Annotated in this window: 27 protein-coding genes; 18 read left to right on the top strand and 9 right to left on the bottom strand. The window is 75.8% G+C overall.

Annotation, left to right across the window (positions count from 1 at the left end; translation table 11 throughout):
* The first annotated feature begins 82 nt into the window (after positions 1 to 82).
* From BMW62_RS14705 to BMW62_RS14690, 4 genes are all read left to right on the top strand, one after another.
* Positions 83 to 874 carry an enoyl-CoA hydratase/isomerase family protein gene (locus BMW62_RS14705; protein ID WP_091931913.1) on the top strand — a complete coding sequence of 264 codons (792 nt, stop codon included), beginning with the start codon at positions 83 to 85 and terminating at the stop codon, positions 872 to 874.
* 272 nt (positions 875 to 1,146) lie between these two features.
* Positions 1,147 to 1,365 carry a hypothetical protein gene (locus tag BMW62_RS14700; protein ID WP_091931910.1) on the top strand — a complete coding sequence of 73 codons (219 nt, stop codon included), beginning with the start codon at positions 1,147 to 1,149 and terminating at the stop codon, positions 1,363 to 1,365.
* Positions 1,366 to 1,553: 188 nt separating this feature from the next.
* Positions 1,554 to 2,528: a ferritin family protein gene (locus BMW62_RS14695; RefSeq protein WP_091931908.1), complete on the top strand. Its 975-nt coding sequence runs from the start codon at positions 1,554 to 1,556 to the stop codon at positions 2,526 to 2,528.
* 139 nt (positions 2,529 to 2,667) lie between these two features.
* Positions 2,668 to 3,084, top strand: a complete 417-nt coding sequence (locus BMW62_RS14690) for a hypothetical protein (RefSeq protein ID WP_091931906.1) — start codon at positions 2,668 to 2,670, stop codon at positions 3,082 to 3,084.
* A gap of 27 nt (positions 3,085 to 3,111) precedes the next feature.
* Here BMW62_RS14690 and BMW62_RS14685 read toward each other — a convergent pair whose 3' ends face one another.
* The gene (locus tag BMW62_RS14685; protein ID WP_091931903.1) at positions 3,112 to 3,393 is read right to left on the bottom strand and encodes a DUF427 domain-containing protein; all 282 of its coding nucleotides are present in this window, start codon (positions 3,391 to 3,393) and stop codon (positions 3,112 to 3,114) included.
* A gap of 130 nt (positions 3,394 to 3,523) precedes the next feature.
* On the opposite strand from BMW62_RS14685, the gene BMW62_RS14680 reads away from it, so the two are divergent.
* Complete coding sequence (locus BMW62_RS14680; protein ID WP_091931899.1) at positions 3,524 to 3,760, top strand: hypothetical protein; 237 nt, start codon at positions 3,524 to 3,526, stop codon at positions 3,758 to 3,760.
* Positions 3,761 to 4,033: 273 nt separating this feature from the next.
* The gene (locus BMW62_RS22975; protein WP_211435133.1) at positions 4,034 to 4,627 is read left to right on the top strand and encodes a hypothetical protein; all 594 of its coding nucleotides are present in this window, start codon (positions 4,034 to 4,036) and stop codon (positions 4,625 to 4,627) included.
* Between the two features lie 67 nt (positions 4,628 to 4,694).
* Here the strand turns inward: BMW62_RS22975 and BMW62_RS14660 are convergent, their stop codons facing one another.
* Together BMW62_RS14660 and BMW62_RS14655 are read right to left on the bottom strand one after the other, a co-directional pair.
* A complete protein-coding gene (locus BMW62_RS14660) occupies positions 4,695 to 5,399 on the bottom strand; it encodes a hypothetical protein (protein ID WP_244524059.1) in 705 nt (234 codons plus the stop codon).
* Between the two features lie 41 nt (positions 5,400 to 5,440).
* Positions 5,441 to 5,770: a hypothetical protein gene (locus BMW62_RS14655; RefSeq protein WP_244524058.1), complete on the bottom strand. Its 330-nt coding sequence runs from the start codon at positions 5,768 to 5,770 to the stop codon at positions 5,441 to 5,443.
* Between the two features lie 98 nt (positions 5,771 to 5,868).
* On the opposite strand from BMW62_RS14655, the gene BMW62_RS14650 reads away from it, so the two are divergent.
* The 6 genes from BMW62_RS14650 to BMW62_RS14625 all read left to right on the top strand — a co-directional run bounded on the left by BMW62_RS14650 (position 5,869) and on the right by BMW62_RS14625 (position 11,963).
* Positions 5,869 to 6,876 (top strand): iron ABC transporter substrate-binding protein, encoded by a 1,008-nt coding sequence (locus tag BMW62_RS14650; RefSeq protein ID WP_211435132.1) that lies wholly within the window; start codon positions 5,869 to 5,871, stop codon positions 6,874 to 6,876.
* 71 nt (positions 6,877 to 6,947) lie between these two features.
* Positions 6,948 to 8,486: an ABC transporter permease gene (locus BMW62_RS14645; RefSeq protein WP_091931889.1), complete on the top strand. Its 1,539-nt coding sequence runs from the start codon at positions 6,948 to 6,950 to the stop codon at positions 8,484 to 8,486.
* Positions 8,483 to 9,556, top strand: a complete 1,074-nt coding sequence (locus tag BMW62_RS14640; protein WP_091931887.1) for an ABC transporter ATP-binding protein — start codon at positions 8,483 to 8,485, stop codon at positions 9,554 to 9,556. The genes BMW62_RS14645 and BMW62_RS14640 overlap by 4 nt, the downstream gene beginning before the upstream one ends.
* A gap of 57 nt (positions 9,557 to 9,613) precedes the next feature.
* Positions 9,614 to 10,417, top strand: coding sequence for an aldolase/citrate lyase family protein (locus BMW62_RS14635; RefSeq protein ID WP_091931884.1), 804 nt, complete (start codon positions 9,614 to 9,616; stop codon positions 10,415 to 10,417).
* Positions 10,414 to 11,265: an NAD-dependent epimerase/dehydratase family protein gene (locus BMW62_RS14630; RefSeq protein ID WP_091931881.1), complete on the top strand. Its 852-nt coding sequence runs from the start codon at positions 10,414 to 10,416 to the stop codon at positions 11,263 to 11,265. The genes BMW62_RS14635 and BMW62_RS14630 overlap by 4 nt, the downstream gene beginning before the upstream one ends.
* A 26-nt stretch (positions 11,266 to 11,291) precedes the next feature.
* A complete protein-coding gene (locus tag BMW62_RS14625; protein WP_091931879.1) occupies positions 11,292 to 11,963 on the top strand; it encodes a glycosyltransferase in 672 nt (223 codons plus the stop codon).
* Between the two features lie 10 nt (positions 11,964 to 11,973).
* Here the strand turns inward: BMW62_RS14625 and BMW62_RS14620 are convergent, their stop codons facing one another.
* Together BMW62_RS14620 and BMW62_RS14615 are read right to left on the bottom strand one after the other, a co-directional pair.
* Positions 11,974 to 13,428, bottom strand: a complete 1,455-nt coding sequence (locus BMW62_RS14620; RefSeq protein WP_091931876.1) for a glycosyltransferase family 39 protein — start codon at positions 13,426 to 13,428, stop codon at positions 11,974 to 11,976.
* A 67-nt stretch (positions 13,429 to 13,495) separates the two neighbouring features.
* Complete coding sequence (locus tag BMW62_RS14615; protein WP_091931874.1) at positions 13,496 to 13,954, bottom strand: GNAT family N-acetyltransferase; 459 nt, start codon at positions 13,952 to 13,954, stop codon at positions 13,496 to 13,498.
* A 75-nt stretch (positions 13,955 to 14,029) separates the two neighbouring features.
* Here BMW62_RS14615 and BMW62_RS14610 point away from each other — a divergent pair, with 75 nt between their 5' ends.
* Positions 14,030 to 14,269, top strand: coding sequence for a hypothetical protein (locus tag BMW62_RS14610; protein ID WP_091931872.1), 240 nt, complete (start codon positions 14,030 to 14,032; stop codon positions 14,267 to 14,269).
* A 13-nt stretch (positions 14,270 to 14,282) separates the two neighbouring features.
* Here the strand turns inward: BMW62_RS14610 and BMW62_RS14605 are convergent, their stop codons facing one another.
* Positions 14,283 to 14,786: a PGPGW domain-containing protein gene (locus BMW62_RS14605; RefSeq protein WP_091931869.1), complete on the bottom strand. Its 504-nt coding sequence runs from the start codon at positions 14,784 to 14,786 to the stop codon at positions 14,283 to 14,285.
* Positions 14,787 to 14,923: 137 nt separating this feature from the next.
* Positions 14,924 to 15,193: a DUF2277 domain-containing protein gene (locus BMW62_RS14600; protein ID WP_091931867.1), complete on the bottom strand. Its 270-nt coding sequence runs from the start codon at positions 15,191 to 15,193 to the stop codon at positions 14,924 to 14,926.
* 77 nt (positions 15,194 to 15,270) lie between these two features.
* On the opposite strand from BMW62_RS14600, the gene BMW62_RS14595 reads away from it, so the two are divergent.
* The 5 genes from BMW62_RS14595 to eutC all read left to right on the top strand — a co-directional run bounded on the left by BMW62_RS14595 (position 15,271) and on the right by eutC (position 20,359).
* Positions 15,271 to 15,672 (top strand): hypothetical protein, encoded by a 402-nt coding sequence (locus BMW62_RS14595; protein WP_091931864.1) that lies wholly within the window; start codon positions 15,271 to 15,273, stop codon positions 15,670 to 15,672.
* Between the two features lie 79 nt (positions 15,673 to 15,751).
* Entirely contained in the window at positions 15,752 to 16,651 is a 900-nt protein-coding gene (locus BMW62_RS14590; protein WP_091932059.1) for an SDR family NAD(P)-dependent oxidoreductase, read from the top strand.
* 110 nt (positions 16,652 to 16,761) lie between these two features.
* Complete coding sequence (gene eat / locus BMW62_RS14585; RefSeq protein ID WP_091931861.1) at positions 16,762 to 18,225, top strand: ethanolamine permease; 1,464 nt, start codon at positions 16,762 to 16,764, stop codon at positions 18,223 to 18,225.
* A complete protein-coding gene (locus tag BMW62_RS14580; RefSeq protein ID WP_091931857.1) occupies positions 18,222 to 19,637 on the top strand; it encodes an ethanolamine ammonia-lyase subunit EutB in 1,416 nt (471 codons plus the stop codon). Before eat ends, BMW62_RS14580 begins: the two co-directional genes overlap by 4 nt.
* On the top strand, positions 19,634 to 20,359 hold the full coding sequence (gene eutC / locus BMW62_RS14575) for an ethanolamine ammonia-lyase subunit EutC (protein WP_091931854.1): 726 nt from the start codon (positions 19,634 to 19,636) through the stop codon (positions 20,357 to 20,359). Before BMW62_RS14580 ends, eutC begins: the two co-directional genes overlap by 4 nt.
* Positions 20,360 to 20,365: 6 nt before the next feature.
* Here the strand turns inward: eutC and BMW62_RS14570 are convergent, their stop codons facing one another.
* Complete coding sequence (locus tag BMW62_RS14570; protein ID WP_244524057.1) at positions 20,366 to 21,079, bottom strand: response regulator; 714 nt, start codon at positions 21,077 to 21,079, stop codon at positions 20,366 to 20,368.
* Complete coding sequence (locus BMW62_RS14565; protein WP_211435131.1) at positions 21,076 to 22,671, bottom strand: ATP-binding protein; 1,596 nt, start codon at positions 22,669 to 22,671, stop codon at positions 21,076 to 21,078. The genes BMW62_RS14570 and BMW62_RS14565 overlap by 4 nt, the downstream gene beginning before the upstream one ends.
* Positions 22,672 to 22,795 lie beyond the last annotated feature (124 nt).

The raw sequence follows: 22,795 nt of genomic DNA, 5'->3' as shown, positions 1-22,795 counted from the left end.
TGCACTCAGAGGCAGAGCGCCGACGGAGAGGTGCCGACACCCGGGTTGCCGAGTGGTGGCACGGCGGGGGAGGTTGCCCGTCATGGACGCCATGCGACGGCACGACTCCGGGCTGCTGGTCGAGGAGCGCGGGCACGTCCGCGTGCTCACCCTCGACCGGCCCGAGCGGCGCAACGCCCTCTCCACCGAGGTGCAGGCCGACCTCGTGGAGGAGCTCCTCCGGGTGGTCGAGGACGGCGTGCGCGCGGTCGTCCTCACCGGTACGGGGCCGGCCTTCTGCGCCGGTCTCGACCTCAAGGAGATCCGCGCCGCGGACGAGCGGGGCGAGCGGTTCCGGCCGCCGATGAGCCGGCCCGTGCGGTCGCTGTTCGAGGTCGTCACCGAGACGCCGGTGCCGGTGCTCGCCGCCCTCAACGGCCCGGCAGTGGCGGGTGGCTTCGAGCTGGCGCTCGCCTGCGACCTGCGGATCGCCTCGCCGGCGGTGCGCTTCGCCCTGCCGGAGGCCGCGATCGGCATGGGGGCCAACTTCGGCTCGGTGGTGCTGCCCAAGCGGATCCCGGTCGGGATCGCGCTGGAGATGCTCTTCACCGGCGACCCGATCGACGCCACCGAGGCGCAGCGCTGGGGTCTGGTCAACCGGCTGGTCGAGCCCGACCGGGTGCTGCCCACCGCCCTGGAGCTCGCCGACCGGATCGCCGCCAACGCCCCGATCTCGGTCCGCCGGATGAAGGAGACCGCGGTCAAGGCCCTGGAGCTGCCGCTCTGGCAGGGGCTGCGGCTCGACGTCGGGCCCAACCCCTACCTCAGCGAGGACCGCAAGGAGGGCATCGCGGCCCGGCTGGAGAAGCGGGCGCCGCGCTGGACCGGCCGCTGAAAGCAGGCGAGGGCGCCGACGGTGTGCACGGATGCGCGATTTCTGGGCCGGGAACTGCGCGTCCGCGCACACCGTCAGGAGCCGGCGAACCGCCGCTCGAGCTGGGCGGGGCGGTCGCGCGGTCGGCCGGCCGCTGGCCGGACTTTGCGGAACCGGGCCGTTCATGACTTTCGGGTAACGGCTCGTCCCACCCGTCAGATCGGGCTGACGCCGGGGCGTGCCGGCTGCGAGGGTCCGCCTGTCCGTGCCGGTACCGACCCCGAGGAGACGTCATGAACTGCGCGCACTGCGGAGCCGTGCACCAGCGAGGCCGCTTCTGCGTCGGCTGCGGCAGGACGATGCCGCCGTCGTCGCTGCCGCCCCGCCCGGTCCGCCTCGCCCCGCGTCCGCCCTACGAGGTCACCGACGACATGACCCAACCGGTGCTGCGCTTCGACGTCCAGCAGCGGCGCGCGCCGGCCGGGGAGCGGCTGCAGGCCCGCGTCGGCTGACCGGGTCCGTCCGCGCGGGTGCCGCTCTTCCCGGGGGGCGGCGCCCGCATGCGTTTCCGAGCGTCGTTCACCCGACCGGGTGACGAGGCTCACTGCTAGCAATCCGCTTGCAGTTGTTAGCACGCCGGGGATCCGGGGCACACACAGAACCGTCAGGTCATCCCCGAACCCTGGAGCTGTGTCCCACCATGACCGACAACAACGCCAAGATGATCAACCAGTTGCGCGCCCTCGTCCTGCTCACGCAGACCGAGGAGCAGATCGCGCGCACCCGCATCAGCCAGGCCCGCACCGACGCCGTGCGCCGCGAGCTCACCCAGAACGCCGACAACGCCGCGGCCCGCTCGCTGGAGATCACCGAGCAGCTGCGCGCCCTCGGCGGCGTCCCGGACGTCGTGACGCCGGTCGTCGGCCGCCTCTCCGCCGTCCTCAAGGCCACGTTCGAGCAGACCACCTCGGTCGAGGAGGCCCTGCTGCAGGACCTCCAGCTGGAGCACCAGCTGCTCGACCGCGCCACCTACCTCAAGGTGCTCGCCGAGACCGCCGGTGAGACGCAGACCCGGCGCCTCGCCGAGAAGCTGGTCGAGGCGCACAGCGCGACCGTCGAGTGGCTGACCGTCGTCCTCGCCGAGGAAGCCCTGGGCGGCCCCGCCGCACTCCAGCCCACCCCGGTGCAGAAGGTGGCCGGTGGCGTCGCCCGCGCGGTCAACGCCCCCGTGCGCTTCTGGGCCAACACGGTGAACAACGCCGTCGACACGGTGCGCCACGCCGGCGAGGAGACCTCCGACCGGTTCTCCGCGGTGGGTGACCGCGCGTCCGCGTTCACCGGCGCCGTCCGCGAGACCCTGACCGTCGGCCGCGCCGCCTCGCTGCGCCGCGCCGAGCAGATCGCCCAGCGCGAGGGGAACGACGACGCCGCGCAGGCGGCCCGGGCCGCCCGCGAGGAGCTCGGCGACGTCACCGCCGACGAGCTGCCGATCAAGGGCTACGACTCGATGTCCGTGCAGGACGCGGTCAAGGCGATCAAGCAGCTGAAGACGCCGCACGACATCAACGTGGTCATCCGCTACGAGGAGACCCACAAGAACCGGTCCAACGTGGCCAGCGCCGCGCAGACCCAGCTGGCCGCCCTGGCCAAGGAGGCCGTGGGCGTCAGCAAGTGAGGCGCGGCCCCGTCCGCCTCGGACGGGGCCCGGTACGCGGAGGGCCCGCATCCCCACGGGGGGTGCGGGCCCTCCGCGTGCGCCAGATCGCGTGCCGCCCGGGTTTGGCACGCCGACGACGAAGGGGAAGCCTGCACCCATGAGCATCACACCCGAGGCCCTCGAGGCGGAGTTCTCGCTGACGACGGCCGCGACGCGGCTGGACTTCCTCAGCCGCCGCGACAACGGCGACACCGCGCTGAACGTCGTCCGCGACGACGCCGACGCCGACGACTGGTCGGCGTCCATGCGCGACACCGGGACCCAGCTGGACGTCGACGAGGCGCTGGAGCTGCTCGCCCTCGGCGAGGTCGTCTCGCGCCGCGCCCACGACAGCCAGCTGGTCGGGATCCGCGCCGCGCTGCGCGGCGGGGCGGAGTGGGAGCAGATCGCCGCCGCGCTGGGCGTCTCCCCGCAGCAGGCGTGGGACTCCTTCACCGAGTCGATCGAGCGGCAGCTCGAGTCCGAGGCCGCCGAGCGCGCCCGCGAGCTCGCCGGCACCCGCCCCGGCCGCTGAGCCGGAGCGGCTGCCGGCGCACCGGGGTCAGCGCACCTCGACGCCCCGCCAGAAGGCCACCCGGTCGGTGATCTCCCGCGCGGCGTCCTCGGGCTCCGGGTAGTACCAGGCGGCGTCCGGGTTCTGCTGCCCGTCGACCTCGAGGGTGACGTAGGAGGCGGTGCCCTTCCAGGAGCAGACGGTGTGCTTCTCCGAGGGGCGCAGCACGTCGTCCCGGACCGAGTCGCGGGGGAAGTAGGCGTTGCCCTCGACGGTGACGATGTCGTCGGACTCGGCGATGACGACGCCGTTCCAGGTAGCGGTGGTCATGCCCCGATGGTCCTCCGCCCGCGGCCGCGGCGCCGGTCGCGATGTGGGGCGTGACGCGCGGCGGCGTGGGCATGGAGGAGGGGGTGGCCGTCCGGTCACCCCGCCGATCCCGGACCGCAGGAGGAACCCGATGGCGCAGCCCCACCCGCAGGGTGACCGCGACCGGAGCGAGGGGGAGGGCACCCCGAAGGGCAGGCGGCTCGGTCGCGTGCTGATCCCGCTGGGCATCCTGCTGGTGATCCTGGGGATCTTCACCTACATGCTGGTCATCTCCCTGGGCAGCACCGGCGACGACGAGGAGATCCTCGACAACGAGGGCGCGGCGACCGCCGTCGTCCTCGAGGTGCCGGTCCCCGCCTTCCGCTGAGACCCCGCCGGCTCAGCGCTCGAACAGGGCGAACGTCGCCACGGCGAACACCAGGGCCTCGCCCTCCTGTTCCACCTCGGCCTCGCACACCGTGAGGTGCTCCCCGCGGGTGCGGGCGCACGCCCCGGAGCCCGGGACGGCTGGGGCGGGTGGGGTGCGCGGCGCGCCTCGTGACCCCTCCGAGGCAGAGGGTCGTCCCGCGTGGCCACCGGTGCCACGCCATGAGCAAGGATCCCCGGGTACGCACCACGTCCAGTGATCTCAGGAGCACCCATGAGCCACCCCGGGAACGGCCCGGACCAGAACCCGTCCGGCCAGCAGCCGGGCCAGCCCGGCCCGTTCGGCCAGCCGGGCCAGCCGGGCCAGCCGGGTCAGTACGGTCAGCCGGGTCCGTACGGCCAGCCCGCGCAGCCGGGTCAGCCGTACCAGCCCTTCGACCAGGCCGGTCAGCCCGACCAGCCGGGTCAGCCGGGTCAGCCCGCCGGCGGGTGGGTGCCGCCGCAGGGCGGCGCGACGCCGTGGGGCCAGCCGGAGGAGAAGGGCAGCCCGGCCAAGAAGGTCCTGCTCGCCGTGGGCGGCGTCCTGGTCGCCCTCGTCGCCGTCGGCCTGCTGTTCAGCATGCTCGGCGGCGGCGAGCCCGAGGTCGGCGACTGCGTGGCCAACCTCGATGGCGAGGAGGTCGAGACCGTCGAGTGCGAGGCCGCCGAGGCGGAGGCCCGCATCGTCGGGATCGACGAGCAGGAGCTGAACTACGCGGACTTCCTGGAGCAGGACGTCTGCCTCGACTTCGCGTCCGCCGTCGGCGCCATCTGGGTGGGTGCCGACGAGGCCGAGCCCGGCACGGTCTACTGCGCCGAGCCGGTCTGATCCCTCTGCTCCGCCGAGTGCCCCGCCGGTCCGCCGGCGGGGCACTCGGCGTTCCCGCCCCCGGAGGTCAGGCCTCCCGCGCGGCGGGGTCGTCGTCCGTGCGCCGCTCCAGGAAGAACGCGCCGAGCGCACCCGCCAGGGTGGCGAACACCGCCACCGAGTAGGTGGCCAGGGCGATGTCGAGCACGCGGGCCAGGCCCCCGTCGGCCGTGAGGGGCTGCCCGCTGATCGTGGCCAGGGCGGCGTCGTAGAGCGCGGTGCCGTAGGAGTCGTAGGCGCCGAGCACGTACAGCAGCTGGCTGGTCGCCAGCACCACCACGACCGTCACCGCGCCGAGCCAGCCGATGCGGCCGCTGAGCAGGCGCCCGGCCGACCGCGAACCGCGGACCGCCGCCGACACGACGCCCCCGACGCGCGCCGCGCGCAGCAGGGCCAGGGCGCGGGCGAACCGCAGGAACGGCACCGCCAGGAAGACGACCTGCCACCAGTTGCGCACCCAGAACCGGCGCTGGTCGCGGGCGGTGACCGCCCGGTGCACGAACTCCGCCACGAACACCGCCCACAGCACCCAGCCGACGACGCCCAGCGTGGTGGTCAGCCAGGGTTGCCGGGCCAGCGACTGGCCGAGGACGACGAGCACGAACACCAGCCCGAGCGCACCCATCGGCTTGTCCAGCCGCCGGGCCAGCCCCGTCCGCTCCGGGGTGTCGTCGAGCTCGGGGACGTGCTGCCCGGTGGAGCTGTCCGGAGGATCGGGGTGCGGGCGCTGCATCGACGTCCCCTACCCCGCGCGGGCGGCGGTGCGTCCCCGGATCACGGCAGCCGCTTCAGCAGCACGCGGGCGACCGCGGCCGCCTCCGGCAACGGGACCCCGGCGGCCGCCGCGCGCAGCCAGGCGGCGAGGGGGCCGGCGAGCGCGGGGGAGAGCGCACCGATCCAGGCCGCGCTGCGGGCGCGCGCCTCGGCGACGTGCTCGGTGCGGCCGCCGGGCCCGTGGGCGACCACCTCGGGACGGCTGGCCAGCAGCCCCCCGAGGCGCCACTGGCCGGGCGTCGTCGCGGTGGCGAGCGCCTCCAGCCGGTCCGCGGCCTTGTGCAGCAGCGCGGCGTCGTCCGCCGGGTCTCGGGTGCTCCGGGCCGTCACGCCGTCCATTGCACCGCACGGCGCGGCGGGGGTGGGGGCTCGTCGACGCGGGTGCGGGCATGCTTAGGTGTGCCTCGCCTATCTCCAGGAGGATCCACGTGACCAGGCTCGGGCGCACGACCGCCGTCGTCTCCACCCTCACCCTCGCGGCCTCGTTGGCTGCATGCAGTTCCGACGCGGACACGCTCACCGTCTACAGCGCACAGCACGAGAGCCTGGTCCGCACGATGCTCGAGGACTTCACCGAGGAGACGGGCATCGAGCTCGAGTTCCGCGACGCCAACGACTCCGAGCTGGCCAACCAGATCATCGAGGAGGGGGACGCGTCGCCGGCCGATGTCTTCCTCACCGAGAACAGCCCGGCGATCGACGTCGTCGACCGGGCGGGGCTGCTCGCGCCGTTGGAGGAGGAGACGCTGTCCCAGGTCGGTGAGCAGTACCGGCCGTCCTCGGGCAACTGGGTCGGTTTCGCCGCCCGCTCGACCGCGCTGATCCACAACCCGTCGGAGATCTCCGAGGAGGAGCTCCCCGCCTCGATGCTCGACCTCGCCGACCCCGCGTGGCAGGGCCGGGTCGGCATCGCCGCCGGCGGGGCGGACTTCCAGGCGATCGTCAGCGCCGTCCTGGCGCTGGAGGGCGAGGAGGCCACCCGGGAGTGGCTCGCCGGGCTGGAGCGCAACGCCGAGATCTACGCGAGCAACACCGCGATCATGAAGGCCGTCGACGAGGGCGAGGTCCCGGTCGGCATCACGTACCACTACTACTGGTTCCGCGACCAGGCCCAGAACGGGCTCATCGGCGACGACGCCGCGCTGCACTACTTCCGCAACCAGGACCCGGGCGCCTTCCTCAGCGTCTCGGGCGCCGGGGTGCTGGCCTCCTCGGACCAGCCCGAGCAGGCCCAGCAGCTGGTCGCGTACCTCACCAGCCGCGCCGCCCAGGAGCGGCTGGCCGACAGCAGCGCCCTCGAGTACGCCGTCGGCACCGGCGTCGCCTCCGCCGACGCGCTGCCGCCGCTGGCGGAGCTGCAGGCGCCCCCGGTGGACCCGGGGTCGCTGGACGCACCGAAGGTCACCGAGCTGATGCAGGAAGTGGGCCTGCTCTGACCCCTCCCGCGCTCCGCACCCCGGGCCCCGGAGCGCCGGCCCCGCCGGCGGTCCGGGGCTCCGGCGCGTCCGTGAGCCGGGGACGGCGACCGCTGCGGCGGTCACCGGTCACCCTCGCGCTGGCCGCCTGCGTCGCCGCCCTGGCCCTGCTGCCGCTGCTCCACATCGCCGCGTACACGGTGGACGTCGGCTGGGCGGGCGTCCGCGAGCTGGTGTTCCGGCCGCGGGTCGCCGAGCTGCTCTGGAACACCACCCGCCTGGCCCTGGGCACGGTCGCGGTCTGCGCGGTCCTGGGCGTCGGCGCGGCGTGGCTGGTGGCGCGCTCGTCGGTGCCCGGACGGCGCCTGTGGCACGTGCTGCTGGTCGCGCCGCTGGCCGTGCCGGCGTTCGTGAACAGCTTCGCCTGGATCTCCCTCCTGCCCGGGCTGGACACCTACGCGGGGGCGCTGCTGGTCGTCTCGCTGTCGTACTTCCCGTTCGTCTACCTGCCGGTGGTGGCCGCGTTCCGCGGCCTGGACCCGGCGCTGGAGGAGACGGCCCGCGGGCTGGGCCTCTCCGGCTGGGCCGTCTTCCGGCGGGTGCAGCTGCCGCAGCTCCGCGTGGCGCTGCTGGGCGGCGCCCTGCTCGTGGCGCTCCACGTGCTGGCCGAGTTCGGGGCGCTGCAGATGCTGCGCTACCCGACCTTCACCACCGCCATCTACGACCAGTACCGGGCCACCTTCAACGGCCCGGCCGCCACCGCGCTGGCCGGGGTCCTGGTGCTGCTGTGCCTGGTCCTGCTGCTGGCCGAGGTCCGGTTGCGGGGGCACCGCGGTTACGCCGGCAGCGGCCGCGGCGCGGCCCGACCGGTCCGGCCGGTGCAGCTGCGCGCGCTGACCGGGCCCGCGCTGCTGGCGCTGGCCGGGCTGGTCGGCCTGGCGCTGCTGGTCCCGCTGGGTGCGCTGGCCTACTGGCTGGCCGGCGGCGCCTCGGCCGGCCTCTCCTGGGGCGACCTCGCAACGACGACCGGGACGACGCTGGCGCTGGCCGCCGCCGCGGCCGCGGTCACCACGGCCATGGCCGTGCCCACCGGGTGGCTGGCCGTCCGCGCCCGGGGGCGCACGGCGACGCTCCTGGAACGGGCGACGTACCTGGGCAGCTCGCTGCCCGGCATCGTCGTCGCGCTGGCCCTGGTCACGCTGAGCATCCGGGCGACGCCGTGGCTCTACCAGACGGTGCCGGTGCTGCTGGCCGCCTACGCGATCCTGTTCCTGCCCCGGGCGATCGTCCCCGTGCGTGCCGCGGTCGAGCAGTCCCCACCCCTCTACGACGACGTCGCCGCCTCCCTCGGGTCCTCCGGCGCCGACCGGTTGCGCCGCATCACCCTGCCGCTGCTCGCGCCCGGCCTGGGCGCCGGCGCGGCCCTGGTCTTCCTCGCGGTGGTCACCGAGCTCACCGCCACCCTGCTGCTCGCCCCCACCGGGACGGCCACCCTCGCCACCGCGTTCTGGTCGGCGAGCAGCGCGCTCGCCTACGGTGCGGCCGCGCCGTACGCGGCCGTCATGGTGCTGCTCTCCGCGCCCGCCACCGTGCTGCTGTCCCGCGACACCCGACGAGGTCCGACCCCATGAGCTCTCTCACCGTGACCGGCCTGACCAAGGCCTTCGGCGCCACACCGGTGCTCACCGGCGTGGACCTCCACGTGCCGGCCGGCGGGTTCACCGCCCTGCTCGGCCCCTCGGGCTGCGGCAAGACGACGCTGCTGCGGCTCGTCGCCGGCTTCGACGACCCCGACCGCGGCACCGTCAGCCTCGGCGACCGCGTCGTGGCCGGTGCCGGGCGGGGCGTGCCCGCCCGGCAGCGGGGGATCGGGTTCGTGCCGCAGGAGGGCGGGTTGTTCCCGCACCTCAGCGTCGCCGGCAACGTCACCTTCGGCCTGCCGCGCCGCCGGCGCGGCGACCGGGGACGGGTGGCCGAGCTGCTGGCCCTGGTCGGGCTGGACGTCGACCTGGCCGACCGGGCGCCGCACCAGCTCTCCGGCGGCCAGCAGCAGCGGGTCGCTCTCGCCCGGGCGCTGGCCCCCGAGCCGGCGCTCGTGCTGCTCGACGAGCCGTTCTCCTCCCTGGACGCCGCGCTGCGCGAGGACACCCGGCGAGCCGTCCTGGCCGCGCTCACCGCCGCCGGGGCGACCGCCGTGCTGGTCACCCACGACCAGGCCGAGGCGTTGTCGATGGCCGACCAGGTCGCCGTCCTGCGCGACGGCCGGCTGGTGCAGCTCACCGACCCGCGCACCCTCTACCGGCGCCCGGCCGACCTCGACGTGGCCGCGTTCGTCGGTGAGTCGGTCGTGCTCGACGCCGAGATCCGGGACGGCAGCGCGCTCTGCGTCCTGGGTGCGCTGCCGGTCGCCGGGGCGGCGGCCGACGGGCCGGCCCGGGTTCTGCTGCGGCCGGAGCAGCTGCGTCTGGGGCCGCCGCTCGGCACGGGCGCCCGGGCGCGGGTGCGGGAGGTCGACTTCTACGGCCACGACTCCCGCGTGTGGCTGACCCTGCCCGACGGCGGGACGGTCACCGCCCGGCTGGAGGGCGCGGAGCTGCCCGCGGTCGGGCAGGAGGTCACGATCGAGGTGGCCGGCGCGGCGCTGACCTTCCCGGCCGCCGTTCGTGCCGCGCGCCCCGTCGTCGCCGATCCGGCCTTCTGAGCCGACGCGCCGGGACCCGGCCGCGTGCACAGGTTAGGAAAGCCTAAGCTGCCGCGCATGGATCTGTTCCTCTTCACCGTCGACCCCCGGTGGGGGCGCGACGTCGTGGCCGCCGGCGCGGCCGGCATCGTCGTCGACTGGGAACGGCGCGGCAAGCTGCGGCGCCAGGCGGGGGAAGGCACCCAGATCAACGCGGACACCCCCGAGGACCTGAGCCGGATGCGTGCGGCGACCCCCGGCCGATTGATCTGCCGGATCAACGGTCTCGGGCCGTGGACCGCCGGCGAGGTGACCGATGCGGTCGCCCGCGGGGCCGACGAGCTGCTGCTGCCCATGGTCCGCTCCACCGAGGAGGTCGACCGGGCCCTCGACCTCGTCGCGGGGCGGTGCGGCCTGGGCATCCTCGTGGAGACCCAGGACGCGGTGGACCGGGCGGCGGAGCTCGCGCGGCGGCCGCTCTCGCGGATCTACGTCGGCCTCAACGACCTGCGCATCGACCGCGGCTCCACCACGCTGTTCGCACCACTCGTGGACGGCACCGTGGAGGCGGTGCGGGCGCAGGTGACCGTGCCGTTCGGGGTCGGCGGCCTCACGCTCCCCGGCGGCGGGTTCCCCGTGCCCGGTGACCTGCTGGCCGCGGAGCTGGTCCGCATCAGCACCCAGTTCACGTTCCTGCGCCGCTCGTTCACCGCCGACATGGCCGGCCGCGACCCGTTCGTGGAGGTGCCGCGGCTGCTCGCCGGCCTCGACGAGCTGCGCCGGGCCGGCGCCGAGCAGGCCGCCGAGAACCGCCGCGCCTTCGTCTCCGCCGTCACGGCCACGAGCCGGGAGAGCGCGGCACGGGTGGCGCAGCCGGCGTGAGGGCGCTCGTGACCGGAGCCGGCGGGTTCGTCGGCCGGCACCTGGTGGCACGGCTGGAGCGCGACGGCTGGCACGTCACCGGGCTGACCCGCCGCGACGTCGACCTGGCCGATCCGGTCGCCGGTGCGGCCGCCGTCCGGGCCGCGGACCCCGACGTCGTCTTCGCGCTCGCCGCCGGCCGCGCGAAAGCCACGCCGGAGGAGCGCACCGCGACCACGGCGGTCAACACCAGCCCGTGGCTGGTCGACGCGCTGCCCGATCGTTGCCGGGCCGTGGTGCGGCTGGGCTCCTCGACCGAGTACGCCGCCGCGCCGCACCCGCTGGCGGAGGACGCCGCCCTGGCGCCGCGCGGCTTCTTCGGCGCCACCAAGGCTGCGGGCTCGCTGCTCCTGCAGGCGGCGGCCGCCGAGCGCGGGATCCGGGCGGCGGTGCTGCGCGCCTTCCAGGTCTACGGACCGGGGGACCACCCCACCCGCCTGGTCCCCGTCGTCATGACCGCCGCGCGCAGCGGCGGCACCGTGGCGCTGCCCGCCCACCTGAGCCGGCGCGACTGGGTGTGGGTGGGCGACGTCGTCGACGCCTGCGTCCGCGCCGCGGTCGACGACGGGCTGCCCCCCGGCGCCGTGCTCAACATCGGCACCGGTGTGCAGACCAGCACGGAGGAGCTCGTGGCCCTCGCCGAGCGGGTGACCGGCCGCCCGATCACGACCGCACCGGGCGCCCACCCGGGGCGTGGCTGGGACACCGCCGACTGGGTGTGCGACCCGGCGCTGGCCCGGCGGCTGCTCGGCTGGACGCCGACGGTCGACCTCGCGGAGGGCCTGGCCCGGACCTGGGCGGCCGGGTGACCGCCGGCGGGGGAGCGGAGCCTCGGGTGGCGGTCGTCGTCCCCGTGTACGGCAACGAGGCGACGCTCGGGGAGCTCGCGGGCCGGCTGGCTGCGGCGCTCGCCGGCCGGCCGTGGCGGCTCCGGTTGGTCGTCGACGCGTCACCGGACGACAGCGCCGCCGTGGCGCGCGCCCTCGCCGCCCGGGACGCCCGGATCGCGGTCACCGAGCTGGCGGTGAACGTCGGGCAGCACGCGGCGCTGGCGCGCGGGCTCGCCGACGAGGCGGCCGCCGACGTCTGGGTCTGCCTGGACGCCGACCTGCAGGACCCGCCGGAGGCGGTGCCGCTGCTGCTGGACCGGCTGGCCACCGGGGACGTGGCGGCGGTGTTCGCCGGGCGGCGCGGCCGCTACGAGTCACCGCTGCGGCGGCTCACCGGCACGCTGCACCGGCGCGTGGCGGGCAGGCTGACCGGCCTGCCGCCGGACGCCGGGGCCTTCCTCGCCATGGGCCCGGCCGTGCGGGCCGCCGTCGTCCCCGCCGTGCAGGAGCAGGGGGCGCCGAGCGTGGTCCTCGCCGTCGGCCGCTCCGGCCGGCCGGTGGCGAGCGTGCCGGTCGTCCGGGACCGGCGCCCGGTGGGCCGGTCGGCCTGGACGGCCCGGGCCCGGGTGCGGCAGTCGCTGCGGTCGCTGTCCTGGGCGGCGCGCGGCCACCGCTGAGCACGACCGGTCAGCGGCTCCAGAGCTGCAGGACCAGGTCGGTCTTGCCCGCCGGGAAGTCGTACTGGTCGACCATGCGCAGGCCCGCCGCGCGGAGGATCGCGTCGTCGTCGGTCGGCTCGGGCTCGCCGTCGAGGAGCCGGCGCACCACCCAGACCCGGTCCTCGCCCGGCGGTGCGTCGTCCGGGGGGAGGACGACGTCCGGGCGCAGCTGCGGAGCCAGGGTGCGGACGTAGTGGTCCAGGCCGGTGGCCGACCGCTGGTCGGCGGCGACGATCGGCTCGCCGCTCTCGTGCGCTTGCGCCAGCACCGCGACCAGGTCGTCGGCCCGCTCGCGCGGGCCCCGGTCGGCCAGCGGGGCGGAGGCCAGCAGGGAGCAGGCCAGCAGGAGCGCACCCACAGGGATCCGCGCCGGCCGTGGCAGCGCCATCGCGCCGGCCGCCGCCAGCACGCCCAGCCCCAGCAGCCCGGCCAGCAGGTAGCGGGGCAGGTACACCGGCCGGACCAGCTCGGTGGCCACGAGCAGCAGCAGGGGAACGACCACCCAGCAGGCGCCGACCACCCGGGCACCGGCCGCGCGGAACGCCCCGACCACGGCCAGGCCCAGCCCCAGGTAGAGCAGCGGGGTGCGCCCCCCGGCCCAGGCCTCGGCGGCGAGCGCCACCAGCCGGCCGTCGGTGTCGCGCAGGTGCTCGGCGTTGCGTGCGCCCGTCCCGTTCAGGACGGCGAGCCCCACGAAGCCCACGGCCGGCAGCGCGGCCAGCGCCCCGGTGAGCGCGACCGGGAGGGCCCGCCGGCGCCGCAGCAGCACCGCGGCGGCGACGAAGGCCGCGAGCACGGTGACCGCGTACCAGTGCGCGAGGCCCATCCCCGCCCCGGCGAGGCCGAACAGCAGCAGGCCGCGGGGCGGCTCCTGCAGCCAGCGGACCAGCCCCAGCGCCGCCGCCCCGGTGGCGAGCACGGCCAGCCCGTAGCTGCGGGCCTCGACCGACTGCTCGAGCACCAGCGGGTTGGCGGCGAGCACCAGCCCCGCCAGCACCCCGGTGCCCCGGCCGGCCAGGCGGGTGAGCGCCCGGGTGATGAGGGTGAGGCCACCCGCCGTGGCCAGGAGGGAGAGGATGCGCAGCGAGGTGTCGCCGCCGAGACCGGGCACCGACGTCCACAGGTACGTGACCAGGTAGTACGGGGCGTTGTAGGACGGCGGCACCCCGGCCAGGTAGCTGGTGGTGCCCTCGCCGGTGGCGATCGCGGTGAGGATGTCACCCAGCGGCAGGCGGGCCACCTCGGCGGTGAACAGCTCGTCGAACCACAGGCCGTGGCCCGGCATCAGCAGCCAGCCGCCGAGGAGGGCGACGAGCACTGCGGGCAGCAGCTCCACCGGCGACCAGCGCAGCGGCGCCGCTGCGCTCCGGTCCCGGCCGGAGGGAGCGGTGGCCTGCGGGGGCCCCTCCGTCACCGTCGACACCCCTGCAGGTTAGGCGACCCTGTGCGGGCACCCGGGCGCGGCACCGGGGACGCCGGCCCCGAGCCGGTCAGGCGGGGTCGCGCCGCATGGGCACGTGGGGGATGCCGTCCTCGACGTAGCCCGGCCCGCTCCGGCGGAAGCCGAACCGCGCGTACCAGTGCTCCAGGTGGGCCTGGGCGCCCAGGGTGAGCGGCCCGTCGCCGTAGCCGGCCAGGGCGGCCTCGATGAGCCGCCCGGCCAGCCCGCGCCCACGCGCCGCCTCGGCGGTGGCCACCCGGCCGATGGCCCGCGTCGCGCCGTCGTGGAGCACGCGGACGGTCGACAGCACCTGGCCGGCCTGCTCGAACCAGAGGTGCTCGGTCTCGGGTTCGGCGTCGCGCCCGTCGAGCTCGGGGTAGGGGCAGGTCTGCTCGACCACGAAGACGTCGACGCGCAGCCGGCACAGGGCGTAGACCTCGAAGGGCGTGAGGTCGGCGAACCGGGCGCGGCGCAGCAGCGGTTCGGGGGCGGTCCCGGCGGAGGTCATGCCGACGTTTGTAGCCGAAGCCCCCGGCGCTGGATCGGAGGGGAGGACGGCGCCTTCCCGGGGTAGGCACCGCGCATGTCGATGTCGAGCCCGTTCGAACCACACCTCCGCGACCAGGACGAGAGCATCCCCGCGGCCGACCCGGGAGCGGGCGCCCCGCCGACCGCCGACGGGTTCGGCATCGGCGGGGAGGAGCCCGATCGCGCGCCGGAGACCGATCGCCCCGGTCCCGGTACCGAGGACGTCGATCCGCCGGAGGACCCGACCTTCCGCACCCCGGACCCGCACGACGTCGGGCCGGCGTCGGAAAACTGAGCGGTCCGGGCCGTCAGCCGCCCAGCGCGGCGACGGCCCGGTCCACCAGCTGGAAGTGGCCCACGGCCCAGAAGACGACGCCCGCCAGCGCCAGCCCGCCCACGGTGACCGCGGTCGAGCTGACCGGGTGCTGGCGGGCGTGCCGCCACGCCTCCCGCGCCTTGCGCCTGAAGGTGGTGAAGAAGCGGCGGGCCCACTCGAACTCGGTGGACCACACCCACAGGCCGGCAAGCACCGGCGGGATCGTCAGCGGCCCGGGCAGGACCGTCAGGGCGAGGCCGATCAGCACCAGCAGCAGCCCGGCGGTGAACACCGCGACGCGGTAGGCGATCGCGACGGTGGGGTTGCTGTGCACCCGCGCGCGGAACGAGCCCGGTTCCACAGGGCGGGGCTCGCCGAGCCCGTCGCTGCAGTGCGCGCAGAGGGTGCTCCCGCTGCCGCCGGCGGCCTGGTCGGCCGCCCGGTTGCCGGCGAACCGGGGGTCGGCGGGGCGGGTGGTCTGCGGGGTGGACGGCACGGGTGCTCCCACGGCGGAGTGCTCCTGGAGGATGGCGAGGAGGAACTCCTCGGTGGACGGGGCCGCCGGAGGGAGTACCCGGTCGCCGTGCGCCCATGCCGGTCGTGCGCAACCGGATCGCGCCGCCCCTTCGCGGGTCAGCCGGCGTAGCGAGCGGCGGACCGGGCGCGAGCCTTGGCGGCCTCGGTCTCCCGGTCCTTGGGCGGGGCGGTGGTGACCAGGGCGTCGAGCAACCGGGCGGAGGCGGCGGCCACCTCGGCCACGGCCTGCTCGAACACCTCGGCGTTGGCGCGGGAGGGCTTGGTGGTGCCGCTGATCTTGCGCACGTACTGCAGGGCCGCGGCGTGGATCTCGTCGTCGGCCGCCGGAGGCGCGAAGTTGGCCAGCGGGCGGATGTTCCGGCACATGCCGGGCAGCGTAGGGGCGCGACCGCCCCGCGGGAGGGCTGCGGAGCACGGTCCGGGAGACGGAGGAGGGCGACGCGGTGGCGGTGCTGCTGGTGGACGTGGCGAACGTGGTCGGGTCGCGCCCCGACGGCTGGTGGCGGGACCGGGCCGGCGCGGCCTCCCGCCTGCTGGACCGGCTGGCCGGCCTGGCGGGCAGGCCTCTCGCCGGCCCGGACGGGGAGGCGCTGACGTGCACGGGGGTGGTCGCGGTCGTCGAGGGCCGCGCGCGGGACGTGCCCGCGCCCGAGGGGGTGGCGGTGGTGCGCGCCCCCGGCAGCGGGGACGACGCCCTCGCCGCGGCGGCGGCCGACCTCGCGGCCGGCGGCGAGGACGTGCTCGTGGTGACCGCGGACCGCGGGCTGCGCGCCCGGCTGCCCGGCGGCGCCGTCGCGACCGGGCCGAGGTGGCTGCTGGCCGAGCTCGACCGGCGCACCGCATGACCGCGGGGCCGGTCGGGTAGCCGGTTGCGGACAACCGGTGTCGACCGGCATCGATCGCCGCCCCAGCGAGGAGCTCCCCGTGCCGATCCCCGACCGAACCGGGTCACCCCTCACGGTGCTGATCACCGGCGCGTCCAGCGGCATCGGCCGGGCGACGGCGGTGCGGCTGGCCCGCCGCGGCGCACGGCTGGTGCTGGTCGCCCGCGGCCGCTCCGCGCTGGAGGAGACCGCCGAGGAGCTGCGCGCCGCCGGTGCCGCCGCGGTGACGGTGTGCCCGGCCGACGTCCTCGACGAGGAGGGGATCGCCGCGGTCGTCGCCGCCGCGGTGCGTGAGTTCGGCCGGCTCGACGTCGTCGTGCACTCCGCCCAGGTGATGGCCTACGGCCGGATCGAGGACGTGCCCAAGGAGGTGTACGAACGCGTCGTCGACACCTCGCTGCACGGCACCGCCACCCTGGCCCGCCACGTCCTGCCGGTCTTCCGCCGCCAGCGCGCCGGGCACCTGGTGATCGTCAACTCGCTGCTGGGCACCGTGACGACGCCGGTGCTGGGTAGCTACTCCGTCGCCAAGTGGGGGCAGCTGGCGCTGGCCCGGGTGCTGCAGCAGGAGACCCGCGACGAGCCGGGGATCTCGGTCTCGGTGGTGCAGCCGGGGGGCGTGAACACGCCGATCTACTACCAGGGCGCCTCGTACGCGGGCTCGACCGGGCGCCCGCCCCCGCCGGTCTACTCCGCGGCGCGGGTGGCCCGCCGGGTGCTCGCCACGGTGGACCGGCCGCGCCGGGCCGTGCAGGCGGGGCTGCTCAACCACGTGGTCACCGCGGGCTTCCGGCTGTTCCCCGGGCTCTACGACGTGCTCGTCGAGCCGCTGCTGCGCACCTTCGCGCTCGCCGGGGACGATGCGCCGCCCACCGAGGGCAACGTGTTCCGGTCCCGGCCCGAGGGCAACGCCACCGAGGGGCGCTGGCGCAGCATCTGAGCCGGGCGTGTGAACAGCGTGTTCCGTCCCGTCGCGGGGCATTGCCCCGACGGGGGCGCAGGGCCAGGCTGACCCCACCCGACCTGCGGGGGCTCACCCGGAGGCCGGCCATGACCGCGGAACCACAGGAACACCACCCCCGGCCGGTCGCCCGGCACGGCGTCGAGGCCGAGGCGGTGGGGGCCGGCTACCACCAGAAGCGGCAGCTGCGCACCGGCACCGCCGGCTGGGTCCTGCTGGCCGGCCTCGGCGTCGCCGCGGTCATCTCCGGTGACTACGCGGGCTGGAACTTCGGGCTGGCCGAGGGCGGCTTCGGCGGGCTGCTGATCGCCGTCGTCCTCATGGCCGTCATGTACTCGGCCATGGTCCTCGGGCTCGCCGAGCTCGGCTCCGCCCTACCGACGGCGGGTGGCGGCTACACCTTCGCCCGCCGGGCGCTGGGCCCGTGGGGCGGGTACGCCACCGGCGTCGCGGTGCTCATCGAGTACGCCATCGCCCCCGCCGCGATCGCCACCTTCATCGGCGCGTACGTGGAGTCGCTCGGCCTCTTCGGCATCACCGACGGCTGGTGGGTCTACCTGGTCGTGTACGCGCTGTTCATCGGCATCCACCTCCTGGGCGTCGGGGAGGCGCTCACCGTCATGCTGGTCATCGCGGGCATCGCGGTCGCCGGCCTGGTGGTGTACCTGGTGGGGGCGATCCCGGCGTTCGACCCGGCGAACCTGCTCGACATCGCGCCCACCGACGCCGCCGGCGCCTCGGACCTCCTGCCGTTCGGCCTGATGGGCATCTGGGCGGCGTTCCCGTTCGCCATCTGGTTCTTCCTCGCGGTGGAGTGCGTGCCGCTGGCCTCGGAGGAGGCCCGCGACCCGGCCCGGGCCATGCCGCGCGGCATCGTCGCCGCCATGGGCCTGCTGCTCGTGCTGGCCCTGCTCATGCTGGTCTTCACCGCCGGTGCCGGGGGGGCGGAGGCGATGTCGGCCAGCGGCAACCCGCCCGTCGAGGCGCTGGAGGTGGCGGGCTCGGCCTCGGCGCTGGTCACGGTGGTGAACTACGCCGGCCTGTTCGGGCTGGTCGCGAGCTTCTTCTCGATCATCTACGCCTACTCGCGGCAGACCTTCGCGCTCTCCCGCGCGGGCTACCTGCCGCGGGCGCTGTCGGTGACCAACGGCCGCCGGGCCCCGGTGCTGGCGCTGCTGGTGCCCGGCGCCATCGGCTTCGTCCTGTCGCTGACCGGCCAGGGGGCGATGCTGCTGAACATGGCGGTCTTCGGCGCCACGGTCTCCTACGTGCTGATGATGGTCAGCCACATCGTGCTGCGCCGCCGGGAGCCGGACCTGCCGCGCCCGTACCGGACCCCGGGCGGGACGGCGACCACCGGCGTCGCCCTGGTGCTGGCCGCGGCGGCCGTCGTCGCCACCTTCCTGGTCGACGAGGTCGCCGCCCTCTGGACGCTCGGCGCCTACGCGGCCTTCCTCGGCTACTTCGCCCTCTACAGCCGCCACCACCTGGTGGCCTCGGCCCCCGAGGAGGAGTTCGAGCTGCTCGCCGCCGCCGAGGAGGAGGTGCGATGACCGTGCGCCGCACCACCCTCGGCGGGCGCACCTACGAGTTCCCCTCGCTGGCCGACCTGCTCGCCAAGGCGACCCCGGCCCGCTCCGGTGACGTGCTGGCCGGGTGCGCCGCCGAGTCGGCGGCGCAGCGGGTGGCCGCGCAGGTGGTGCTGGCCGACCTGCCGCTGGCCACCTTCCTGGAGGAGCAGGTGGTCGGCTACGAGGAGGACGACGTCACCCGGCTGGTCCTCGACACCCACGACCCGGTCGCCTTCGCCCCGGTGGCCGGGCTGACCGTGGGGGAGTTCCGCGACGAGCTGCTCACCTGGGCCGCCGAGGGCGACGAGACCTCGATCAGCGCGCTGGCCCGCGGCCTCACCCCGGAGATGGTCGCGGCCACCTCGAAGCTGATGCGCAACGCCGACCTGGTCGCGGTGGGGCGGCGGACGCGGGTGGTGACCGGGCTGCGGAGCACCCTGGGCCTGCCCGGGCGGCTGGCCTCCCGGCTGCAGCCCAACCATCCGACCGACGACCCGGTGGGGGTGACGGCGTCGATCGTCGACGGGCTGCTGCAGGGGTCGGGCGACGCGGTCATCGGCATCAACCCGGCCACCGACTCACCGGCGCGGACGGTGGCCCTGCTCGAGCTGGTCGACGCCGTGCTCCGCCGTTACGAGATCCCCACCCAGTCCTGCGTGCTCGCGCACGTGACCACCACGCTGCGCGCCATGGAGCAGGGGGCGCCGGTGGACCTGGTGTTCCAGTCCGTGGCCGGCACGCAAGCGGCCAACCGCGGCTTCGGCGTGACGCTGGACCTGCTGGCCGAGGCCCGGGCGGGCGCGCTGGAGCTCGGCCGCGGCACCGTCGGCAGCAACGTCACCTACTTCGAGACCGGGCAGGGGTCGGCGCTGTCGGCCGACGCGCACCGCGGGATCGACGGGGTGCCGGTGGACCAGCAGACGCTGGAGTGCCGCGCCTACGCGGTGGCCCGGCACTTCGAGCCGCTCCTGGTGAACACCGTCGTCGGCTTCATCGGGCCGGAGTACCTCTACGACGGCAAGCAGGTGGTCCGCGCCGGGCTGGAGGACCACTTCTGCGGCAAGCTGCTCGGCCTGCCGATGGGCGTGGACGTCTGCTACACCAACCACGCCGAGGTCGACGCCGACGACACCGACACCCTGACCCTGCTGCTCGGGGCGGCCGGCTGCTCGTTCGTCATCGCCGTCCCCGGGTCCGACGACGTGATGCTGCACTACCAGTCGCTCTCCTTCTCCGACGTCCTCACCGCCCGCCGGGTGCTCGGGCTGCGGCCGGCCCCGGAGTTCGAGGCGTGGCTCGCCCGCATGGACCTGCTGGACGGCGACGGACGGGTGCGGGCGCTGACCCCGGACGCCCCGGCGGCGAAGGCCCTGCTCGCGGCGGCCCGGGCATGAGCATCACCGGCAGCGACCCGTGGGCCGTGCTGCGCGGCGCCACCCGGGCCCGGGTGGCGCTGGGCCGGGCCGGCGACGGGCTGCCGACCGCGCGGGAGCTGGAGTTCCGGCTGGCGCACGCGGTCGCCCGCGACGCGGTGCACACGCCGCTCGACCCGGCGCTCGTGCGCGCGGGGCTCGACGGGGTGCCGGTGGTGGAGGTGCGCTCCGCGGCCGCCGACCGCGCGGAGTACCTGCAGCGGCCCGACCTCGGCCGGCGGCTGGCGCCGGGGTGCGCGCTGCCGCGGGCCGACGCCGACGTCGCCGTCGTGCTGGCCGACGGGCTCTCGCCGCGGGCGGTGCACGAGCACGGGGCTGCGCTGACGCGGGCGCTGCTCGACCGGCTGGCCGGCTGGTCCGTGGGCCCGGTGGTGCTCGCCGCGCAGGCGCGGGTGGCCCTCGGCGACGAGATCGGTGCGGCGCTGGGCGCCCGCGTGGTCCTCGTGCTCATCGGCGAGCGGCCGGGGCTCTCCTCGGCGGACTCCCTGGGCGTCTACCTCACCTGGGACCCGCGGCCGGGCCGGGCCGACAGCGAGCGCAACTGCGTCTCCAACGTCCGGCCGCCGCACGGTCTGGGCTGCGCGGAGGCGGCCGAGGTGGTGGTGCGGCTGCTGGCGTCCGCCCGGGAGCTCGGCGCCTCCGGCGTCGCGCTCAAGGACGAGGGGCCGGCCGTGGATGCCTGACGCGGGTCAGCCGACCCAGCGGTAGCCGTTCTCCGGCCGGCCCGTGCCGCCGTACCGGGGAAGCACCGCCGCCCGGCCGGTGCGCTCCAGGTGTTCCAGGTAGCGGCGCGCGCTCACCCGGGCCAGGCCGCACCGCTCCGCCACCTCGCCGGCGGAGAGGTCGACGGCCGGGTCGCTGCGCAGCGTGCGCGCCACCGCCTCGAGCGTCCGCGGCGAGAGGCCCTTCGGCAGGTCGGTCACCGACCCCGGGCCGCCGGGCCGGCGCCGGCCGGCCAGCAGCCGGTCGACGTCGCTCTGCTCCAGACCCCCCGCGGTGTCGCCGCTGCGCCGCAGCACCTCGGCGCGGTGGGCGCGGTAGACCTCCAGGCGCTCCCGGAAGGTCGCCAGCGAGAAGGGCTTCACCAGGTAGTCCACGACGCCGCCGGTCATGGCCTGGCGCACCGTGTCCACCTCGCGCGCGGCGGTGATCGCCAGGACGTCGGGCTGCGGGCCGGCTGCGGCGCGGATCCGGCGGAGCACCTCCAGGCCGGAGATGTCGGGGAGGTAGACGTCGAGCAGCACCAGGTCGGGCCGGAGCGCCTGCACCGCCTCCACCGCCTGCACCCCGCGGTGCACCTCGCCCACCACCGCGAAGCCGGGGAGGGACTCCACGTAGCCGCGGTGCACCGAGGCGACGGCGAAGTCGTCGTCGACCACGAGCACGCGCACCACGCCGGTCACGGGGCGACCAGCGCGCCGGGGGAGGGCTGCCGCGATCCGGGCAGCCGCACGGTGACCCGGGCGCCGCCGGTGGGGGAGTCGGTGACCGCCGCCGTCCCGCCCCGGCGTGCCGCGATGCGGGCGACGAGGGCCAGCCCGATGCCGCGCCCGTGGTCGCCGTCGGGCCGCCCCTTCGTGGTCACGCCCACGTCGAAGACCCGGGCTCGGTCGGCGGGGGCGACCCCCGGCCCGTCGTCGTCGACCTGCACCAGCACCGCCCCGTCGTCCTCCTGGCGCACGAGCACCTGCACCTCGCCGCCCTGCCCGGTGGCGTCCACCGCGTTGTCGACCAGGTTGCCGACCACGGTCACGACGTCGTCGCCGAGCCCGGCGGGCAGCCGGCTGTCCGCCCCCAGCACGAGCCGGACGCCCTGCTCCCGGGCGACCGCGGCCTTGGCCAGGAGGAGCGCCGTCACGCCGGGATCGACCACGGTGCTCAGCGGGGCGCCGCCGAGCAGACGGCCGCCGCCGATCCGCTCGATGAAGGCGACCGCCTCGTCCCGCCGGTCGAGCTCGATCAGCCCTTGGACGACGTGCAGCTGGTTGCTGAACTCGTGCGCCTGCGCCCGGAGCGTGTTGGTGAGGTTCCGCTGCCCGTCGAGCTCGCGCATCGCGCCGAAGAGCTCGGTGCGGTCGCGCAGGGTGAGGACGTCGGCGATCCGGCGGCCGCCGACGACGGCGGGGGTGCGGCTGGCGACGAGCAGACGCTCCCCGGAGAGCACCAGCTCGTCGGTGACCGGCCGGTCGCCGAGCACGAGCGGGAGCATGGCGGTGTCGAGCACCTCGGCGGCCGGACGGCCGACGGCGTCGGGCGGCAGGTCCAGCAGCCGCGATGCCTCGTCGTTGACCAGGACCACCCGCCCCTTCTGGTCGACGGCGACCAGGCCCTCGCGGATGCCGTGCAGCATCGCCTCGCGGGTCTCCAGCAGCCGGGCGATCTCCTCCGGTTCCAGCCCGAAGATGCGGCGGCGCAGCAGCCGGACCACGAGCACCGAGCCCAGCGCGCCGACCAACGCCGCGCCGCCGAGCCAGGCCACGAGGACCGGCGCCTCGCGGTCGAACTCCGCGGCCAGCTCGCGCTCCAGGATGCCGACGGAGACCGCGCCGATGACCTCGCCGTCGGCGTCGCGCACCGGCACCTTGGCCCGCAGGGATTCGCCGAGGGTGCCGGTCTCGGTGCCGACGAACACCTCGCCGGCCAGGGTGGTGGTCGGGTCGGTGGACACCCGCTCGCCGATCCGGTCAGGGTCGGGGTGGGAGAACCGGATGCCGCTCGCGTCGGTGATGACGACGAAGGTGACCAGCGAGGCCTCGCGGATGAGCTCCGCCAGGGGCTGGAGCGTCTCGCTGGGGTCGGCGGTGCCGTAGGCGTCCACCACGCTCGGCAGCCGGGCGGTGCTGTTGGCGACGGTCAGCGCCTGCTGGCGGTAGGCGTCCCGGATCTGCTCCTGCTGGTAGTGGACGGCGACGGCGCCGGCGAGCAGCAGGGTCACCAGCACGATGCCCACCTGCAGCAGCAGGAGCTGGGCGCCCAGCGTCATGGTTCGTCGCACGGACCCATTGTCGCCGTCGGGCACCCGGATGTGACTGCGACCACAACGACCAATACGACCGCTACGACCGCAGCATTCTCCCGCCGTCCCGGCGCTCCTAGCGTCCGGCGCACCACGAGCCACC

The organism is Blastococcus sp. DSM 46786 (genome assembly GCF_900109665.1).
Classification (GTDB): Bacteria; Actinomycetota; Actinomycetes; order Mycobacteriales; family Geodermatophilaceae; genus Blastococcus; species Blastococcus carthaginiensis.
Note: the sequence above shows the minus strand (reverse complement) of the source record. Positions and strands in the feature narration are given on the sequence as shown.

What these genes read in the sequence shown, in the direction of transcription:
- BMW62_RS14705 (WP_091931913.1), top strand. Translation starts at nt 83, where the DNA reads ATGGACGCCATGCGACGGCACGACTCCGGGCTGCTGGTCGAGGAGCGC.
- BMW62_RS14700 (WP_091931910.1), top strand. Translation starts at nt 1,147, where the DNA reads ATGAACTGCGCGCACTGCGGAGCCGTGCACCAGCGAGGCCGCTTCTGC.
- BMW62_RS14695 (WP_091931908.1), top strand. Translation starts at nt 1,554, where the DNA reads ATGACCGACAACAACGCCAAGATGATCAACCAGTTGCGCGCCCTCGTC.
- BMW62_RS14690 (WP_091931906.1), top strand. Translation starts at nt 2,668, where the DNA reads ATGAGCATCACACCCGAGGCCCTCGAGGCGGAGTTCTCGCTGACGACG.
- BMW62_RS14685 (WP_091931903.1), bottom strand. Translation starts at nt 3,393, where the DNA reads ATGACCACCGCTACCTGGAACGGCGTCGTCATCGCCGAGTCCGACGAC.
- BMW62_RS14680 (WP_091931899.1), top strand. Translation starts at nt 3,524, where the DNA reads ATGGCGCAGCCCCACCCGCAGGGTGACCGCGACCGGAGCGAGGGGGAG.
- BMW62_RS22975 (WP_211435133.1), top strand. Translation starts at nt 4,034, where the DNA reads ATGAGCCACCCCGGGAACGGCCCGGACCAGAACCCGTCCGGCCAGCAG.
- BMW62_RS14660 (WP_244524059.1), bottom strand. Translation starts at nt 5,399, where the DNA reads ATGCAGCGCCCGCACCCCGATCCTCCGGACAGCTCCACCGGGCAGCAC.
- BMW62_RS14640 (WP_091931887.1), top strand. Translation starts at nt 8,483, where the DNA reads ATGAGCTCTCTCACCGTGACCGGCCTGACCAAGGCCTTCGGCGCCACA.
- BMW62_RS14635 (WP_091931884.1), top strand. Translation starts at nt 9,614, where the DNA reads ATGGATCTGTTCCTCTTCACCGTCGACCCCCGGTGGGGGCGCGACGTC.
- BMW62_RS14615 (WP_091931874.1), bottom strand. Translation starts at nt 13,954, where the DNA reads ATGACCTCCGCCGGGACCGCCCCCGAACCGCTGCTGCGCCGCGCCCGG.
- BMW62_RS14610 (WP_091931872.1), top strand. Translation starts at nt 14,030, where the DNA reads ATGTCGATGTCGAGCCCGTTCGAACCACACCTCCGCGACCAGGACGAG.
- BMW62_RS14600 (WP_091931867.1), bottom strand. Translation starts at nt 15,193, where the DNA reads ATGTGCCGGAACATCCGCCCGCTGGCCAACTTCGCGCCTCCGGCGGCC.
- eat (WP_091931861.1), top strand. Translation starts at nt 16,762, where the DNA reads ATGACCGCGGAACCACAGGAACACCACCCCCGGCCGGTCGCCCGGCAC.
- BMW62_RS14580 (WP_091931857.1), top strand. Translation starts at nt 18,222, where the DNA reads ATGACCGTGCGCCGCACCACCCTCGGCGGGCGCACCTACGAGTTCCCC.
- eutC (WP_091931854.1), top strand. Translation starts at nt 19,634, where the DNA reads ATGAGCATCACCGGCAGCGACCCGTGGGCCGTGCTGCGCGGCGCCACC.